This is a genomic window from Myxococcus dinghuensis (assembly GCF_024198235.1).
Lineage (GTDB): Bacteria > Myxococcota > Myxococcia > Myxococcales > Myxococcaceae > Myxococcus > Myxococcus dinghuensis.
The window spans coordinates 1-15,683 of record NZ_JAKCFB010000030.1 but is presented as its reverse complement, the minus strand read 5'-3'; the positions used below and the strand labels follow the sequence as shown (position 1 = coordinate 15,683).

The 15,683-nt window shown below is 69.0% G+C and carries 11 protein-coding genes; 8 read left to right on the top strand and 3 right to left on the bottom strand.

Annotated features, from left to right (window positions below; genetic code table 11):
* Window positions 1-5: 5 nt before the first annotated feature.
* Window positions 6-1,823 carry a GspE/PulE family protein gene (locus LZ198_RS30205; RefSeq protein ID WP_253975642.1) on the top strand — a complete coding sequence of 606 codons (1,818 nt, stop codon included), beginning with the start codon at window positions 6-8 and terminating at the stop codon, window positions 1,821-1,823.
* Between the two features lie 266 nt (window positions 1,824-2,089).
* On the opposite strand, the gene LZ198_RS30200 is transcribed toward LZ198_RS30205, so the two are convergent.
* The 3 genes from LZ198_RS30200 to LZ198_RS30190 form a co-directional block, all read right to left on the bottom strand.
* Window positions 2,090-3,622, bottom strand: coding sequence for a hypothetical protein (locus tag LZ198_RS30200; RefSeq protein ID WP_253975569.1), 1,533 nt, complete (start codon window positions 3,620-3,622; stop codon window positions 2,090-2,092).
* 86 nt (window positions 3,623-3,708) lie between these two features.
* Complete coding sequence (locus LZ198_RS30195) at window positions 3,709-5,697, bottom strand: hypothetical protein (RefSeq protein ID WP_253975568.1); 1,989 nt, start codon at window positions 5,695-5,697, stop codon at window positions 3,709-3,711.
* Window positions 5,697-8,204 (bottom strand): bifunctional metallophosphatase/5'-nucleotidase, encoded by a 2,508-nt coding sequence (locus tag LZ198_RS30190; RefSeq protein ID WP_253975567.1) that lies wholly within the window; start codon window positions 8,202-8,204, stop codon window positions 5,697-5,699. The genes LZ198_RS30195 and LZ198_RS30190 overlap by 1 nt, the downstream gene beginning before the upstream one ends.
* A gap of 141 nt (window positions 8,205-8,345) precedes the next feature.
* Here LZ198_RS30190 and LZ198_RS30185 point away from each other — a divergent pair, with 141 nt between their 5' ends.
* The 7 genes from LZ198_RS30185 to LZ198_RS30155 form a co-directional block, all read left to right on the top strand.
* Complete coding sequence (locus tag LZ198_RS30185; protein ID WP_253975566.1) at window positions 8,346-9,026, top strand: NUDIX hydrolase; 681 nt, start codon at window positions 8,346-8,348, stop codon at window positions 9,024-9,026.
* 101 nt (window positions 9,027-9,127) lie between these two features.
* On the top strand, window positions 9,128-10,585 hold the full coding sequence (locus LZ198_RS30180) for an MFS transporter (protein ID WP_253975565.1): 1,458 nt from the start codon (window positions 9,128-9,130) through the stop codon (window positions 10,583-10,585).
* Window positions 10,586-10,657: 72 nt separating this feature from the next.
* A complete protein-coding gene (locus LZ198_RS30175; RefSeq protein WP_253975564.1) occupies window positions 10,658-12,217 on the top strand; it encodes a hypothetical protein in 1,560 nt (519 codons plus the stop codon).
* Window positions 12,218-12,272: 55 nt separating this feature from the next.
* On the top strand, window positions 12,273-13,019 hold the full coding sequence (locus LZ198_RS30170) for an HAD family hydrolase (RefSeq protein WP_253975563.1): 747 nt from the start codon (window positions 12,273-12,275) through the stop codon (window positions 13,017-13,019).
* A gap of 133 nt (window positions 13,020-13,152) precedes the next feature.
* Window positions 13,153-14,277, top strand: coding sequence for a pyruvate dehydrogenase (acetyl-transferring) E1 component subunit alpha (pdhA, locus tag LZ198_RS30165; protein WP_253975641.1), 1,125 nt, complete (start codon window positions 13,153-13,155; stop codon window positions 14,275-14,277).
* A gap of 51 nt (window positions 14,278-14,328) precedes the next feature.
* Window positions 14,329-15,315 carry a pyruvate dehydrogenase complex E1 component subunit beta gene (locus LZ198_RS30160; RefSeq protein WP_253975562.1) on the top strand — a complete coding sequence of 329 codons (987 nt, stop codon included), beginning with the start codon at window positions 14,329-14,331 and terminating at the stop codon, window positions 15,313-15,315.
* A gap of 6 nt (window positions 15,316-15,321) precedes the next feature.
* Window positions 15,322-15,683 (top strand): biotin/lipoyl-containing protein (locus tag LZ198_RS30155; RefSeq protein ID WP_323383048.1); only part of this gene is annotated, 362 nt, incomplete at its 3' end.

The window sequence follows — 15,683 nt, the reverse complement described above, 5'->3', positions numbered from 1 at the left end:
GCCCCATGAGCGGTGGGCCGGCGAGGAGCCGGGACGACTTCACCACCCTCTTCGTGTTGGAGGCGCTCGTCGGCCAGGGCCTGCTCTCACCCCAGCAGGCCCAGGACGTGCTCTCGCGGGAGTCCGCCGCGCGGGCGCGGGTCCTCAAGTCCCAGACGGCGACCGCGGGCAAGGACGCGGCCCGCTATGACGTGTCCCCGGTGGAGGTGGTGGCGGTCTTCCAGGTCCCCCTGGCCAACGGCCGGGGCGTGTTGGACGAGGACCGCGTGACGGAGGTCGCCGCGCGCGCGGCGGGCGTCACCTACCGGAAGATCGACCCGCTCAAGCTGGACATGACGCTGGCCACGCGCATCGTGTCGCGGCCCTACGCGCAGAAGCACGTGTTGCTGCCGCTGGAGCGCACCGCGCAGGGGCGGCTGCTGGTGGCGGTGGCCAACCCGTTCGACCGTGAGCTCTTCGAGAGCTTCCACCGGCTGACGGGCCTGCCGGTGGAGCCGGTGCTGTGCGCGAAGACGGACATCCTCAAGTCCATCGCGGACATCTACGGCTTCAAGAAGACGCTGGCGGCCGCGGCGGACGACTTCGGTGGGGCCAACGCGCCCATCTCCAACTTCGAGCAGTTGGTCTCGCTCAGCAACACGCAGGAGCTGGAGGCGTCCGACCGGCCCGTGGTGCAGGCGGTGGACTACCTGCTGCGCTACGCCTTCGACAACCGCGCGTCGGATATCCACATCGAGCCCAAGCGCTCGACGAGCGTGGTGCGCCTGCGCATCGACGGTGTGCTGCACCCGGTGTACACGCTGCCGGCGCCGGTGCATCCGCCCATCGTCTCGCGCGTGAAGATGCTGGCCCGCATCGACATCTCGGAGAAGCGCAAGCCGCAGGACGGACGCATCAAGACGGAGCGCGACGGGCGCGAGGTGGAGCTGCGTGTCAGCACGCTGCCCACCGCCTTCGGCGAGAAGGTGGTCATCCGCATCTTCGACCCGGAGACGCTGGTGCAGGACATCGCCCAGCTCGGCTTCGAGCCGGACGAGAAGGGCGCCTTCGAGTCGTGGATCGACCAGCCACACGGCCTCATCCTCGTCACCGGCCCCACGGGCAGCGGCAAGACGACGACGCTCTACTCCGCGCTCAAGGCGCTCGCCGGGCCGGACGTCAACGTGACGACCATCGAAGACCCCATCGAAATGGTGTGGGACGCCTTCAACCAGGTGCAGGTGCAGCCCAAGGTGGGGCTCGACTTCGCGGGGGCGCTGCGGCACATCCTCCGCCAGGACCCCGACGTCATCATGGTGGGCGAGATTCGCGACCCGGAGACGGCGGAGAACGCCATTCAGTCCGCGCTCACGGGCCACCTCGTGCTCTCCACGCTGCACACCAACGACGCGCTGGGGGCGGTGGCGCGCATGCGGGACCTGGGGGTGCCGTCCTTCCTGCTCGCCCAAAGCCTGCTCGGCGTCATGGCCCAACGCCTGCTCCGCCGGGTGTGCAGTCATTGCGCGCAGGAGACGACGCTGACGCCGGACGAGCTGCTCGCGCTCCAGGCACCGTTGCCGCTGCTGCCGAGCGGGGTCCGGCTGCTCCAGGGCGCCGGCTGCGTGCGCTGCCGGGGCACCGGCTACGTGGGCCGCACGGGCGTCTTCGAAATCGTGACGACGAACGGGGAGCTGCGCGACCTGATTGCCCGCGAGGCGCCCTATTCGGCGCTCGTGGACACGGCCCGGCGAGGGGGCATGCGCACCCTGCGCGAGGCGGCCGTTCGCAAGCTGGCCCAGGGGCTCACCGCGTTCGACGAGGTGGTGCGGATGACGTCCGCCTGATGCCCGCGGTCCAGCCCCACGAAGGGGGCGCGGCCCGTGGCCAGCGCGGCGACCGGGGCGGCGAGAGGGCCGGCTCCAGGACGGGGGCCTCTCGGCGCCTCGAGGAGGGGAGAGCCACCGCTCCCCGGCGGTGGCAGGTCGGTCCGGTGCTCCCACGGGGCCGTCACACCCGGAATGCCGTCCCTGGCGGGCCCGCAACGCAAACGGCCCGGCCCCTGGGGAGGGACCGGGCCGCGGGCCACGTCACGAGTGACGTGGAGCGTCGACTAGAAGCGGGCCTGGAGCAGCGTGTTGAAGCCCAGCGCGTGCGGCTTCTCGAACGTGGGCTGGGCGATGCCCGTCACGTCGTCGCGGAACGTGGTCCGGTTGGTGTCGTACGTGTAGTAGACCTCGCCCACCGCGGCGACGGAGTCGGACAGGTCCCAGCGGAACGTCGCCTTGGCGGAGTAGATGGGCTCCGCCTCGCACGCGCCCGAGCCACCGCACGTCTCCGGCAGGATGCTCAACTGGTTGACGTCACGCACCACCACGGTGCGGGTGCCGACCAGGTTGTCCGGCGGGTTGTTGCCGCCCAGGATGGTGGTGGGGCTGCGGAACGACGCCGGACGCTGCACGCCGACGATGAAGCCCGGCGTGAAGTGCATGGCGGGGAAGTGGTAGTCCGCGCCCAGCGCCAGGAACATCTCCGGGTTCAGCTTCGTGCCCTCCGGGAAGTCCTGGAACGGCGGGAAGCCCGGCACCTCGAACTGGATGAAAGACAGGCTGCGGTACAGGCCGAGCAGGCTGAGGCGCAGGAAGTCGAACTTCGCGCGGGCCTGGAGCGCCACGGCCGTGGCGCCCTGGGGCTTGGTCGCGCCGAACTCGTCCGGCTTCTCCAGCGTCTGGGACAGGTAGCTGCCCTCGAGCGAGACGGAGTAGGAGAGGCCACCCGGGTACTGCTCCGGCGCGAAGAAGCGCTGGTAGATTTCCGGGTCGTTCTTGTACAGGCGGAAGTCCACGCTCGTGCCGACGGGCACGCCCACGTGGTAGACGACCTGCGCGGACAGACCCGCCGCGTTCACCGGCGCCTCGACGCCGAGCGTGGCGAGGCCCGGCACCAGGCCCTTCTGGAAGTAGCCGCCGCCGGCCTCGACGCGCAGCGTGTCCAGGATGTCCCAGCCCGCGCCCGCCATCACACCGTAGAGCGTCTCCTCCTCGAGGATGAGCTCGTTCTGCACCAGCGCCGTCTTGCCGCCGATGTACGCGTACCACTTGTCGCGCGTGATCTGCAGCTTCGCGCCCGGCACGCCGTTCGCGGTGGAGCGCGTGGTGAACACGCCGCTGCCGCCCCAGGAGATGCGGTACGCGTAGCCCAGACGGAAGCGGTCCGCGGACACCGGGAAGCCGACCAGCGAGATGCCTTCCTTCTCACCCCAGCCCGGCGGCTGGTAGTTGAGGCGGATGTAGCTGGAGTTGTCCTGGATGGCCACGCCACCGTTGGGACGCTCCAGCATCAGCAGCGTCAGGGCGGCCTCGGTCGTGAGCCCCTCGAAGAAGGCGGGGGCCTTCTTGTAGAGCACCACGTTCGACAGCGACTCGAAGCCGGAGAAGCGGGTGTTGAAGTTGTCGTAGAACTGGGTGTTCTGGTTGCCCGCTCCGAAGCGTGCGTTCGGGCTGTTGGGCGTCGTCTCACCCGAACCCGCGAGCACGTTGTCGTCCGCGAAGACGAACGACAGGCGCGTGTCAACGAAGTCACCGGCCCAAGCGGGCGCACTCAAGGAGATAAGCCCGGTCAGGGCCAGCGTCTGCAGCGTTTTCAAGTTCCCTCTCCACGGAGCGGCCCGCTCGGGATCGCTCCTCCCTGCGTCCCGGGGTCACCGGGAAGCGAGTTCTTTCAAAAAGTTGGTTACGGATTCACGCAAGGCTTGATGGGACGCGGGCACGCACCGCTCGGACCCGGGTAGCAGCACACGTCGTCCTGGTCTCGGGGCTGCACCACCCAGCGGGGCCGCGCCGCGCTGACGTGACGCATGTGGCCGGTGACGTCGAACGTGGCCTCGTGCATGTGCTTGCACTGGAGGGCCCGGTCCGCGTCCGCGTCCTGCTCGTTGCAGTTGACGACGAGGTCCGGCACCGCGTCCTTCATCACCACGTTGATGCGGCTGCGCGGGTGCTGCGAAACGCTGCAGTTGGCCTGGGTGGTGGTGTCCTTGCCGGAGACCCAGACGTAGGACTCGCCCGCGAGCATCGCGTGGTCCAGCCGCGTGAGCGCCGCCAGCTCCGTGGTCCCCTCGGCGGGGAGGGTGGTGCCGCCGAAGCGCACGTTCACCGCCTTGTCGCACGACAGCGCCACCGTCACGCCCGTGGAGAAGCCGTTGGCGGAGCGCGTCCACGCCTCGGTGGCGGGGGAGACCGGGGGCACCGCGGCGATGGCCTGGAGCCGCGCGGGCACCGACGCATCCAACCCCGCGGCGGCCAGGCCCGGCGGGTTCATCTCCACCACGAACTGGCCGAAGCTGTCGTAGGTGTTCTTCTCCGCGCAGACCTGGTTGGCGAACTGGCCCACGCCCAGCGTGCAGTCGATGTTGCACTGCCGCTCCGGCACGTCCGGGTCGGAGGGGTTGTCCGTGCCGCAGGCGCCGAACGTCCCGCTGCGCGTGTCCGGGCAGAAGAAGGGGACGGAGTTGTTGCCGTTGGCGTCGCAGTTCTTGAAGACGCGGGGGAACTTCACCCGGCGCACCTTCACCAGCGACGACTCCAGGCTCTCCATCTTGTAGTTGCCGTAGCTGTAGCCGCACAGCGGGTCGGTGACGTACGGCGACGCGCTGTAGCCACACAGCCGGCCGTTGATCTCCACCGGCGGCGCCAGCGCCAGGTACTTGTTCCACTCGGCCTGGGGCAGCAGGCGGACCTTCTCGCGGATGCTCCACGAGGGGAAGGTCAGCTGCGTGGTGGCGGTGAACTCCTGCACGGAGCCCGCGATGGTCCACAGCAGGTCGCCCGGATCCAACCCCTCCGGGAAGGAGTAGTTGTAGATGTAGATGGAGTTGAAGCGGCCCGGGTAGTAGCCGCTGGGCTCCGCCGTCTGGGTGTTGCCGCCGCTGATCGACCCTTCCTTGATGCGGCAGGCGGTCAGGTCCGTGACGTAGAAGCCGCCCGGGTCCGTGCCCGTCACCAGCAGCGTCACCGGCTGGTCGTGGTTCGGGTCGTCCACGTCGCAGTTCTGCTTGAGCACCGCGCCCGCCTCGGGGTTGACGCCGATGCGCATGAACGTGCCGTTGTACGCGGTGAGCTGGTCACCGTTCTGCGGCACCTGCACCGTGGCGATGGTGGGCTCCTCGAAGAAGATGGAGCGCGACAGGCCGGTGGCGTAGCTGCGGTGGGCGGGCTCCTGCGGCAGCTCCCCCGCGATGACCTCGCCGTTCGAGTAGTCGACCTCGACGGGCTCGTCCTCCACCCAGACGTGGACCTCGCCGTACAACTGGCCGCTGCGCACGGTGCCGGTGCCCTGGCCCTGGTTGAGCTGGGACCAGCGGTAGCGGTACGCGCCGGTGAGGTTGCCCGGCACGGTGCGGAAGGAGACGGGGTTGTTGAAGTCCCCCATCACCTGGCCGTTCACGTCGAGCGCGACGACCTCCATGTCGATGTCCACGGGCGCGCGGGGCAGGGCCAGACGGCACTCCTGCGTACCACGCACCTCCAGGGGCACCTGTCCCTGCGACCCGTAGCGCGCGGCGCAGGCCGCCACCACCGGGAGCTGGGCGCGCGGGTTGGAGTCCGCGGCGTAGAATCCCTTCACCGTCACCTGGAAGGAGCCCACGCCGGACGGCGGCTCGGTCTCCTTGGTGTAACAGCCGGCCATCGCGAGGGCCGAGAGCAGCAACAGTCGCTTCATCACTTCACCCTCCGGCCGATGCGGCCGTCTTCCACGGCATCGGCGATGGGCGTCGCCGACGGATTCGAGCAGAAGTTGCGCAGCTGCTGCGTCACCGTGCCGCACGTCGGGTTGGTCCCGGCGAGCACTTCACGGCAGCCGCAACGGCCGGTGTACGGGCCCGGGGACTCGGCGCAGGCCGCCTGGGCCTCCGCCACGGTGGAGACGCCGGGGATGTCGCAGCCCGCCGGGTTGTAGCCCCGCGAGGCGAGGTCCGCGCAGGTGCACTGACCCACCGGCTTGGCCGCGATGCAGGCCGCCCGGGCCTGCTCCGGCGTGGTGAGCGCGACGCCGCACTTGCTGGCGTCGAAGCCGTTGCGCAGCAGGTCGCCGCAGCTGCAGCTACCCACCTGCGCGCTCAGCTCGTTCTCGTAGTCCTGCATCTCGCGGCAGGCCGCCTGCAGGCGCTCGTTGACCACCCACTGGCCGTTGACGAGGCTGCCGCAGCGCTGGCCGTCCGCCTTGTTGCCGCGCGTGGCGTAGCCGGCGTTGATGTCGTCGCAGGTGCAGAAGTCCTGCATGTAGCCGATGAGCGAGTCGCGCAGGGAGATACCCGTCTCCTGGCGCGTGGTGTTGCGCTTGAGCACGTTGAAGCCCGAGCCGCCCTTGGCGATGTAGTCGTTCACCGCGACGCGGTAGGTGCCGAACGGGTTGAGCGGCTTGCCGCCGATCTCGATGTCCGTGCCCGGGTTGGCGTAGCAGCGGCCCTCGCCGGGGGCGGTGGACTCGTCCTCGATGCACTGCCAGGCCGCGTGGCCCTCGCGGTTCTCCGCGGGGCAGTCCGCGCCGGCGAGCGGACGCTTGCAGGGGATGCGCAGGTCGTTGAGCTGCACCTGGGCGCAGTCCATGGTGAACTTCGCGCCGGAGACCTGCGCCTGGCTCACGCAGCCGCGCTCGCTGGAGCGCTCGGCCACGAAGTCGAACATCTCCTGCATCTCCTTGCCGGAGAGGTACATGATGTTGATGGTGTTCTCGAACGGGAACACGTTGAACATCGACTCCTGGGACACGACGCCCGCGTAGAGGTTGTCGCGGATGCCCAGCGAGTTGGTGAGCGCCATCTGCGCCTCGACGCGGCGGCGCTTGCGCATGGAGTCCGCGGCGATGTTGCCCAGCGGCGAGTCACCACCCGTGGAGTTGTTGCGGCGCGCCACGTCCGTGGGGGCGTAGGCGAAGATGTTGGTGAGCTGCAGCCGCATGTCCATGCCGATGATGTACGGCTGGAGCAGCTGCGTGGTCATCCGGTCCTCCTGCGTCTTGCACGCGTCGATGGCCGCGCGCACCGAGGGGGTGGAGATGAACTGGCCGTCCTCCCAGAAGATGGACGAGTCGTAGCGGTACTTCCGCATGGCGTCGTTGCACCACAGGCCGTCCACCGGGAACACGCGGTAGTCCTGGCTGATGACCTCGCCGCCCTCACCCTCGCCCTTGTGGTCGGGCATCTTCACGACCAGCTCGAGCCGGCCCACGTACTTGGCGAAGGCGCCGGAGTGGGCGAGCACGACCTTGCGGCCGCTGGGGTCGTTGAGCAGCTGGGGCGGGTTGAGCACCACGTGCAGGTGGCCGCCGAGGATGACGTCCACGCCGGACACGCCGGGGATGAACACGCGGACGACGGAGTTCTCCTCGCCCTCCGGGCCGAACCACTCGAGCACCTGCCACGGGCTGTTCGCCCGGCGGATGAAGGAGCGCGCGCGGCCGTACTCGTAATAGGCCTCGTAGCCCTGGATGACGTCCTGGTCCTCGGTGAGGCCCAGGTGGCTGACGATGACGATGAGGTCCGTCACCGGGCGCAGCAGGGCGACGTAGGCGCGCACGACCTCGTTCTGCTCCAGCGGCGTGGCTTGCAGGCTGTTGCCGCCCTCGACGATGGAGTTGAGCGAGGAGATGTTGGCCATGCCGATGACGCCCACCCGCACACCCTTGATGTTGCGGATGGTGTACGGCGAGGTCTCCAGCGCCGTCTCGTTGCTGCCGTTCTGCCGCCAGTCGTTCCACTGGTAGTTGGCGGCCAGCAGGGGGAAGGAGGCGTAGCGCTTGGCCTGCTCGGTGAAGTTGAGCGCGCCCGCGTCGAACTCGTGGTTGCCCACCACCGCCGCGTCCAGGCGCGCCTGGGACAGGAAGCGGAACTCCGCCTCACCCGTGTTGAGGTTGAAGATGGGCGCGCCCTGGAAGCAGTCACCCGAGTCCAGGTGCAGCACGCGCTCACCCTTCTCGCGCTCGCGCTTGAGGATCGCGGCGATCCGGGTGGCGCCGCCGAACGGGCCGGCCTCGGGGACCAGCCCCAGGTCCTGGTCCGTCTTCAGCGGAGCGAAGTCGTAGGGGATGAGGCGGGAGTGGATGTCGGAGGTATGGAGGAGCGTCAGCCGCACCTCCTGCCCCTCGAGGTTGTAATCCTGGCCTTCCACCACTGGCATGCACGAGGCAGAGGCCAGGGCGCAGATGAGGCCGAGCAGAAGGCGACGCATCAGGAAATTCCGTGTTCCGGTAGGACGGCAGAAGTTAAGCGCGCGCAAGGTAGAGGATCGGACACTGGTGGGCAAGCAACGCCGCCATGGCATTCCCTACTCGCTCAGCGTGGGCAGCCTACTCCATGAGAGACTGAAGACATGCGTCAAAGCCATTCCAGTGTGACTGACATCGAGATCATCGAGGATTTCTCGTCTACGGCGCGTTGCGACGAGGGCTTCTTGCGGGTGAAGCGCCTCAGGTGCCGCAACCGGCGCGCGGACGGATCCTCCTCTCCCGTCTATCGAGTGGACGTGGTGGATCGGCCCCGGTTGGACGCGGTGGCGGTGCTCGTTTATCGACGCGGTGCGGCGGGATTGGAGGTGCTGACGCGGATGAACCTGCGGCCCGCGGCGTACTTCCGGAAAGACCAGCGCGACGCGATGACGGTGCCGGACCCGGCGGCGGGCTACCTGCGGGTGGAGGAGATCGTCGCGGGGCTGCTGGAGCCGGAGGACAAGGGGGAGGAGGGCCTCAAGCGGCGCGCGGCGGAGGAGGTGCGCGAGGAGGCCGGGTATCCGGTGCGGCCGGAGGACATCCAGTTGTTGGGCGGGGCGTTCTTCCTCGCGCCGGGCATCCTCTCCGAGAAGGTGTTCCCGGCCGCGGTGGACGTGACGGCGGTGACGCAGGAGGAGCCGGAGGGAGACGGCTCGCCATTGGAGGAGGGGACGTTGTTGCATTGGCGCCCGCTCGGGGAGGTGTTGGACGCGTGCCGTCGCGGCGACATCCCGGACGCGAAGACGGAGGTCGCGCTCACGCGGCTGCTCGCCCGTCAGGGGTGAAGGTGAAGCCGAGGTGACGTGGGTGGACGCGGGGTTCCGCCGGGCCGCGCGCCAGGGTAGGGTGCGCGGCGGTTTCGTTCTCCACTGACGAGGTTCGCTGCATGTCGTCGCTGCCGCCGTGGCTGGCCAACCTGTTGCCCATCCTCATCCTCCTGGGCGCCATCTCGCTCGTGCTGGCGCGCCTGCCGAAGGTCGAGCTGGGTCACACCGACGCGTTCCGGCGCCGGCGCTTCTTCAACTGGTTCCCGCTGGGGATGACGTACGCGTTCCTCTACATGGGGCGCTACAACCTCAACGAAGCCACCAGCGCGATGAAGGCCCTCAGCTCCAACGCGGACTTCGGCACCATCTTCTCCTGGGGCACGATCGTCTACGGGGCCTCCTTCTTCCTGAATGGTCCGCTGACGGACCGGCTGGGAGGTCGCAAGACGATCCTCCTTTCGGCTGCGGGCTCGTCGGTGGCCAACGTGTTGATGGGCGTCGTCGTCTACAAGGTGCTGACCGATGGCTGGGTTCCGCCCGGCGGCCTCGTGGTGACGCTGTCCGTGCTCTACGCCATCAACATGTACTTCCAGAGCTTCGGCGCGGTCTCCATCGTCAAGGTGAACGCGTCCTGGTTCCACGTGCGGGAGCGCGGCCAGTTGGGCGGCGTGTTCGGCATCCTCATCTCGCTGGGCGTCTACTTCGCCTACGACTGGAGCCGCTTCATCAGCAACGCTGCGCCCACGTACTGGGTGTTCTTCGTACCCGCGGCCATCCTCGCGGCCTTCGTGGTGCTGGACTACTTCGTCATCCGCGACACGCCCAGCCAGACGGGCCACCCGGACTTCGACACGGCGGACGCGTCCAGCGGCGACACGGGTACCGCGAGCATCTGGTCCGTGTTCGTGAAGATGATTACGAACCGCGCGATCATCATCATCATGCTGGTGGAGTTCTGCAGCGGCTTCATGCGCAACGCCATCATGCAGTGGTACCCCAAGTTCATGAAGGCGACGGGGCAGGGGGACACGTTCGTCGCGGCCAACTGGGGCATGCTGTTGTGCGTGGCGGGCATCACCGGAGGCATGTTCGCCGGCGTCATCAGCGACCGGCTCTTCGACTCGCGTCGAGGTCCCGTGTCCGCGGTGCTCTACGCGGGCATGTCCGTGGGCGCGGTCGCCACGCTGTTCCTGCTCAACAGCCCGGCGCTGGGCTGGACGGTCATCTTCATGTCCCTGTGTGTCATCGGCGTGCACGGCATGTTGTCCGGCACCGCGAGCATGGACTTCGGCGGGAAGAAGAACGCGGGCCTCGCCGTGGGCATCATCGATTGTGCCGTCTACGGCGGGACCTCGGTCCAGGCCATCCTGCTGGGTTCCATCCTCCCGGCGAAGGAGGCCGCCAAGGACCCCAACAACTGGGGCAACTGGCCCCTCGCGATGCTCCCTCTGTCGTTCGCGGGATTGTTGCTGGCCACACGAGTCTGGAACGCCAAGCCGCAGCCCAAGGGGCAGCCGGTGGCGCCCCCGCAGGTCGCCGTGGCGGAGCAGGCGCCCAGGACCGGCACCGGGGGCTGATACCCCTGTGGACCGTCCGACGTCACGGGGGCGTCACTCCCCCGTGACGGCGTTGTGACGTAGAGTGGAGCCGTGTCCCAGGGATCCGCACCACTGCAAAGCCGCTTCGAGGTCCACGACCGGAAGCAGTTCGAGATCAAGCTCGAGTACCAGCCCTCGGGGGCGGACGAGACGCGCTACCTCGTGGAGGCGCACTTGTTCCTCCCGGGGAGCCTGAACATCGACGCGGAGACGTACCCGCGCGCGGACTTCTACGCGGACATCCACAACTACGTGCGCTTCAAGACGCCGGTGATGGGCGTGGAGGAGCTGCTCACGTCGGACACGTCGCCGCTGGTGTGGCTGGAGGCGTGGCTGCGCACGGGGCTGGGCGCGGAGCGCGACGTCGTCTACCAGGCGAAGCTGTTGTCGTGCGTGCTGCGCGGGGCGCTGCGCCGCTTCGCGACGGGCGTGGAGACACGGTGCGAGGGGCCGGTGACGCCGCCGATGGAGGCCTGCTCGACGCTGGAGGCGGACGTCCTCGCGATGCAGAAGGGCGTCACGCAGGTGATGGAGCGCTTCCGCACCTGGCTGCGCGCGGTGGGCGACCTGCGGCTGCAGGAGAAGTCGCGCGCGTCGCTGCGGCTGGTGGACGAGTACGTCAGCCTGCTGGTGGAGAACGGCTTCCGGCGGGCGGTGGCGGACATGAAGGCGCTGCCGCGCGGCGAGCCCTGGCTGGGGCTGCGCAAGGGGTTGATGGAGGCGGTGCTGCGCGAGGAGGCCTACCGCAAGGAGCACCGGCTGCGCAGCGTGCTCAGCCCCACGGGCGACAACGAGGAGTACATCCAGCGGCTGGGCGCGCTGAAGAAGTTCTGCATGAACGTGCTGTTCCTGTCGTCGCGGCGGCGGCAGAAGCGGCAGGGCTGGGAGGAGATCCTCTTCGCGCTGGCGGCGGGCATCGCCATGGCGTTCGCGACCGCGGTGGCGCTGTGGGCGCAGATCCGCTTCACGCAGGTGAGCCTCAACTTCTTCCTCATCGCGGTCGTCGGCTACATGATGAAGGACCGCATCAAGGAGGGCCTGCGGCGGCTGCTCAGCCGGGTCGCGGCCACGCACCTCTCCGACCGCACGGCGGACCTGGTGGACCCGGTGACGGGGCGCACCATCGGCACGTGCGAGGAGCGCGTGGACTACAACCCCAAGGTGCCCGACTCGGTGGCCGCGCTGCGGCACCAGGACGACCTCCTCACGGTGTCGCAGGGGGAGGTGTCGGAGACGGTCATCCGCTACCGCAAGAACATCGACCTGGACGCGCGCCTGCTGCCGCGCTCGGAGCGGGGCCTGTCCGGCGTGACGGACATCCTGCGGCTCAACGTGGGGCGGTTCCTGCGGGACATGGACGAGCCGGAGCTGGCGCTGGAGTACGTGGACCTGGCGGACCTGTCCGTGGGGCACATCCGGGGCGCCAAGCGCTATCCGGTGGACGTGGTGTTCCGCTTCACGGTGCTGGAGGAGGAGACGGACCGGCGCCAGGAGTCCGTCCAGTTGGTGCGCCTGGTCCTGGACCGCAACGGCATCCAGCGCATGCTGCGCTTCTCGGAATCCGCGCAGGGCATGCCTCCCGGGCCCATGCCCTGGCAGTCGGCCGCCTGAGGCGGACGGTTTCGGCGGCATCGACCGGCGGGCGCGGGTAGTCTTCGCCGCGCCCATGTCCCACGAAGACTTCAAGAAGCGCATCCGCGACGACTGGCGCGACAGCCTGAACGCCATCCTGGCGCGGGCCCGCTCGCTCGGCTCGCAGGCCGTCCTGGCGTTCGACCTGGACTCCACCCTCTTCGACAACCGCCACCGCCAGGCCCGCATCCTCCGGGAATACGGCGAGGCCCACGCCGTGCCGCTGCTGGCGGCCTGCGGGCCGGACCACTGGTCCTCCGGCTGGGACATGCGCGACGCGATGCGTGCGTGCGGGCTGGACGCGGGACAGGTGGAGGCGCACTTCCCGGAGGCCCGCCGCTTCTGGGCCGAGCGCTTCTTCACCAACGAGTACTGCGTGGACGACGGGGCCATCGAGGGGGCCGCCGCCTTCACGCACGCGGTGGTGACCACGGGGGCGAGGGTCGTCTACGTCACCGGCCGCCACGAGGGCATGCGCGAGGGCTCCGTCGGGTGCATGCAACGCCACGGACTGGTGACGCCGGACGACTCGCAGGTGCTCCTCATCATGAAGCCCACGCTGAAGGAGGACGACGACGCCTTCAAGCGAGAGGCCCACGCGCGGCTGGGCCGGCTGGGCACCGTGGTGGCCGCCTTCGACAACGAGCCCACCCACGCCAACGACTACCGTCGGCGCTTCCCGGATGCCACCGTCATTCATCTCGCGACGGATCATTCCGGTCGGCCCGTCACGCTGCTGGACGGCATCATCACCGTGCCGCATTTCACGCTCGTTGCCTGACGCACCGCGCCTGAGGAGTCCGGCGCGTCCTAGAGGGTTTGAAAGGCTTTGAAGTCCCCCTGCCGCGCGCTAAGAGGCGCTCGGCGTCCGCCGCCCCTGGAGAGGAGGGGCGGCCTGCATGGAGGCACCCGCGGTGGCCAGCCCGTACTCGAAAGACCTGCTGTTGACGATGTACCGGAAGATGTACCTCATCCGCCGTTTCGAGGAGCGCGCGGGCCAGCAGTACACGCTGGGGAAGATCGCCGGCTTCTGTCACCTGTACATTGGCCAGGAGGCAGTGGCGGTGGGTCCCAACGAGGCCATCCGTCCGGACGACTACATGCTCAGCGCCTACCGCGACCACGGCCAGCCCCTGGCGCGCGGCAGCGACGCGGGCATGGTGATGGCGGAGCTGTTCGGCCGGGGGACCGGCTACAGCAAGGGCAAGGGAGGCTCGATGCACGTCTTCGACATCGAGCACCACTTCTACGGGGGCTACGGCATCGTCGGCGGGCAGATTCCGCTGGCCGCCGGCATGGCCTTCGCCAGCCGCTACCGCAACGAGGACCGCGTGACGGTCTGCTACTTCGGCGACGCGGCGGCCAACCAGGGCGCCCTCCACGAGACGTTCAACATGGCGTCGAAGTGGAAGCTGCCGGTCATCTACATCTGCGAGAACAACCGCTACGGCATGGGCACGGCCATCGCCCGCACGTCCGCGGTGCCGGAGATCTACAAGCGCGCCAGCGCGTACGACATGCGCGGCGAGCCGGTGGACGGCATGGACGTGCTGACGATGTACGAGGCGGTGAAGGACGCCGCCGCGTGGTGCCGCGCGGGCAAGGGCCCGGTGCTGCTGGAGGCGAACACGTACCGCTTCCGTGGCCACTCCATGGCGGACCCCGCCACCTACCGCAGCAAGAGCGAGGTGGAGGAGGAGCGCAAGAACGACCCCATTCCCAAGCTGCGCGACTACACGCTGAAGCAGGGCCTGGCGGTGGACGCGGACTTCGAGCGCATCGACGAGGAAGTGAAGGCGCTGGTGGACGCCGCGGTGAAGTTCGCGGACGAGTCCCCGGAGCCCAGCCTCGAGGAGCTGTGGCGCGACACCATCGTCGAGCCGGGCGAGGAGGACGTGCGCCCGCGCGAGCGCGTGCTCGGCGTCAAGGTGACGAACTGGCCGAAGTACCCGACCGGCCAGGAGCTGAAGGTGACGTGGGACCTGGAGCCCCGTGCGCAGGCCGAGCTGGCCGACAAGAAGGCGGGCCTGAGCCACTAGCGCTCCCGCCCCCCGTCCAACCCCTTTCTTGATTCCGAGTCGGAGCCGACGATGCCCGAGTTGATGTACCGCGAGGCCCTGAACCAGGCGCTCGCCGAGGAGATGGAGCGCGACGCCAACGTCTACCTGATTGGCGAGGAGGTCGGCCGCTACAACGGCGCCTTCAAGGTGTCGCAAGGTCTGCTGGACCGGTTCGGGAGCGCGCGCATCATCGACGCGCCCATCTCCGAGCTGGGCTTCGGCGGCCTGAGCGTGGGCGCGGCCATGGTGGGCCTGCGTCCGGTGGTGGAGATGATGACGTGGAACTTCGCCATCCTGGCGATGGACCAGATCGTCAACAACGCGGCGAAGCTGCGCCACATGTCCGGCGGCCAGCTGCGCTGCCCCATCGTCTTCCGCGGCCCCGGTGGCGCGGGCGGCCGTCTGTCCAGCCAGCACAGCCAGGCGCTGGAGGCCAACTACGCGCACTTCCCGGGCCTGAAGGTCATCGCGCCGGCGACGCCCGCGGACGCCAAGGGCATGCTCAAGGCGGCCATCCGCGACGACAACCCCGTCATCATGTTCGAGGGGGAGCGGCTCTACGCGCTCAAGGGCGAGGTCCCCGAGGGCGAGTACGTGGTCCCGCTGGGCAAGGCGGACGTCAAGCGCGAGGGCACGGACGTCACCATCATCACCTGGAGCCGCATGTACTACTTCTGCATGCAGGCGGCCGAGGAGTTGGCGAAGGAGGGCATCAGCGCGGAGGTGCTCGACCTGCGCACGCTGCGTCCCCTGGACGAGGAGGCCATCCTCGCCAGCGTGCGCAAGACGAACCGCGTGGTCATCGTCGAGGAGGGCTGGGCGCTGGCGGGTATCGGCGCGTCCGTGGTGGACATCATCCAGTCGAAGGCCTTCGACGACCTGGACGCGCCGGTGGAGCGCGTGACGGGACTCGATGTGAACATGTCGTACGCGGCGAACCTGGAGAACGCGACCCAACCGGACGCGCCCAAGATCATCGCGGCCGTCAAGAAGGCGCTGTACCGACAGGGAGCCTGAACCCGTATGGCCACGCCCATCCAGATGCCGAGCCTGTCCCCGACGATGACGGAGGGGAAGATCGTCAAGTGGCTGAAGAAGGTAGGGGACAAGGTCTCCTCCGGGGAGGCCATCGCCGAACTGGAGACGGACAAGTCCAACCTCGAGATCGAGGCCTACGACGACGGCTACCTGATCCAGATCGTGATCGGCGAGAACCAGACGGCCCCCGTCGGCGCGCCCATCGCGTACATCGGCGCGCAGGGGGAGAAGGTCGCGGGCGGCGGTTCCGCGCCCGCTCCGGCGCCCGTCGCCCCGGCCCCCGCGCCCGTCGCTCCGGCGGCCGCTCCGGCTCCGGCCGCCGCTCCGGCGGCGGGGGGCTCCGAGGG

Excerpts from the sequence above, each read along its gene's own strand:
- LZ198_RS30205 (WP_253975642.1), top strand. The coding sequence starts at position 6 with ATGAGCGGTGGGCCGGCGAGGAGCCGGGACGACTTCACCACCCTCTTC.
- LZ198_RS30195 (WP_253975568.1), bottom strand. The coding sequence starts at position 5,697 with ATGAAGCGACTGTTGCTGCTCTCGGCCCTCGCGATGGCCGGCTGTTAC.
- LZ198_RS30190 (WP_253975567.1), bottom strand. The coding sequence starts at position 8,204 with ATGCGTCGCCTTCTGCTCGGCCTCATCTGCGCCCTGGCCTCTGCCTCG.
- LZ198_RS30185 (WP_253975566.1), top strand. The coding sequence starts at position 8,346 with ATGCGTCAAAGCCATTCCAGTGTGACTGACATCGAGATCATCGAGGAT.
- LZ198_RS30180 (WP_253975565.1), top strand. The coding sequence starts at position 9,128 with ATGTCGTCGCTGCCGCCGTGGCTGGCCAACCTGTTGCCCATCCTCATC.
- LZ198_RS30170 (WP_253975563.1), top strand. The coding sequence starts at position 12,273 with ATGTCCCACGAAGACTTCAAGAAGCGCATCCGCGACGACTGGCGCGAC.
- LZ198_RS30160 (WP_253975562.1), top strand. The coding sequence starts at position 14,329 with ATGCCCGAGTTGATGTACCGCGAGGCCCTGAACCAGGCGCTCGCCGAG.